Here is a 1690-nt window from a genome sequence, read left to right on the forward strand (position 1 = left end):
ATCATAAGAAAAGCCTTGAGGGAAATTTCTTATCTCATCTAAGCTAAAGCTATCTTTTGAATTTAGCGTGTCTTCGCCAACTACTTGTGAGAGGATTTTGTAGGCATTATTTACGGTTTTTAGTATATCGATGCTGTCAAAAACCCTTTGCATATAGTCAGGCTGCGTCGCTATCCTGACTAATGACTCCAGCGTGCTTGAGTGAATTTTATAATCACTTGGTATGCCAGCTTGTTTATTAAACTCATCTGTAAAGTAACCATCCTTATCTACCTTGTAGCCTAAAACCTCTGAGCTGGTTTGTTTAGTGGCAACTTTGGTTGATACCTTTATGTTCTGCTCTAAATTTAAGGGATAGCTACCAAGTGCGTTTATCATCTAATATCCTTTTAGCTTCATACCAAAGATATCGTCTTTTTTGTGAAAAGATTTATTTTACAAAGGTTTTTAGTTTGCATAAATTTACTCCTAAACTCTCGTATCTACCTTTTTATAAAGCCTATCTTTGCTAGATAGCTCTTTAAATTTTAGGTCGTTTTCAAGATAAGTGATGTTGTAAATTTCTTTAGTGGTGATGCTTTTGCCGTTTTCAAGTCCGATTAGGAATTTACTTGTAAATTTATCAGTGAGGTTTTAACATCAGCATCACGACCAAGACTAAAGATAGCATACTCCATATCTAGCTTATGCTCTTTCGCTCTTTTAGCAGTCTCACGCTCTAGCTCTTTACCGCCATAAGTAGCCACTGCTTGCATACTTCTTGAAACACTAACGTTTGAAGTAAAAATTTGCACCGCGTTTGAAGTTTTTTGCACACTTGATTTGATCTGATCATCAAAGTCAGAAATCTCTAGCTGTGCGTTTTTCTTTGGGGCAGCTAAGCTGTCAGTTAGAGAGGAGTGTTCTATACCTTTAACACTTGAAGTGCCAATAAGTTTAAGTATAGGCGTCTCGTCAGCACCTATTAAGATTATGTTTTCATAGACTGAGGGCTTTAAGCCTTCTCTTTTTGTAGCTGGGGCTTGAAACCCAGTTGTAGTTATTGCCATTTTTTTGCTCCTTTTATGCAATTTAATGGCAATTTATCATTAACGGCTGTGCCAAATCTACCCAATTTTGAGAAAATAAAAAATTTTTTACTTGATTTGAAAAAGAGAGCAAGCCCTAAAGATAGGGCTTTTAATTATTGTCTGAGTTTTTAGTAGATATATAGCTATTTTTTACACCTTGACTAATTTTATTTTTACTTAGCCTATTTACTGCTTTAGCTTTTACTCCGTCGCTTATGTCTTGGTTTAATAACACTTTCTTAACTAAGCCTACTTTATCTCCGCTTGTGTCTATCGCATCAAGTAGTTTAAGCTTTGGGTTCTCAAACTTCATAGCTCATTTTAAAAATAAAAAACATTGTTAAAATTTTAAAAAAATTTATATCAAATTTTATAAAGACATATACATTGGAGCTTTAATATAAAAAATTAATCAATCATAACACTTTTTTATGGTTCAACTTTAGCCATGTCTTTATTTTTTAGAAAAACCTTAAGTCAAATTTAGTCTAAAAGATCTAAATAAGAGAAGAATAAATTTAAAAAGATGAATAACCCAATAACATAAAAACAAATATAAAAAATTTACTACATTTAATCAATAAAACCTAATTAAAAAAATAAAAACCAATGTTTTATAC

At 32.2% G+C, this 1690-nt stretch carries 3 protein-coding genes; all 3 read right to left on the reverse strand.

Annotated features, from left to right (window positions below):
* On the reverse strand, window positions 1-378 hold a 378-nt coding region (locus tag F3G91_RS08865; RefSeq protein ID WP_411160732.1), incomplete at its 3' end, for a Cj0814 family flagellar-dependent secreted protein.
* 221 nt (window positions 379-599) lie between these two features.
* On the reverse strand, window positions 600-1049 hold the full coding sequence (locus tag F3G91_RS08870) for an SU10 major capsid protein (RefSeq protein WP_188116823.1): 450 nt from the start codon (window positions 1047-1049) through the stop codon (window positions 600-602).
* A 130-nt stretch (window positions 1050-1179) separates the two neighbouring features.
* Window positions 1180-1383: a hypothetical protein gene (locus F3G91_RS08875; RefSeq protein ID WP_149701326.1), complete on the reverse strand. Its 204-nt coding sequence runs from the start codon at window positions 1381-1383 to the stop codon at window positions 1180-1182.
* Between the last annotated feature and the right edge of the window lie 307 nt (window positions 1384-1690).

This window comes from Campylobacter concisus (assembly GCF_902460715.1).
Lineage (GTDB): Bacteria > Campylobacterota > Campylobacteria > Campylobacterales > Campylobacteraceae > Campylobacter_A > Campylobacter_A concisus_AK.

What these genes read in the sequence shown, in the direction of transcription:
- F3G91_RS08870 (WP_188116823.1), bottom strand. Translation starts at nt 1,049, where the DNA reads ATGGCAATAACTACAACTGGGTTTCAAGCCCCAGCTACAAAAAGAGAA.
- F3G91_RS08875 (WP_149701326.1), bottom strand. Translation starts at nt 1,383, where the DNA reads ATGAAGTTTGAGAACCCAAAGCTTAAACTACTTGATGCGATAGACACA.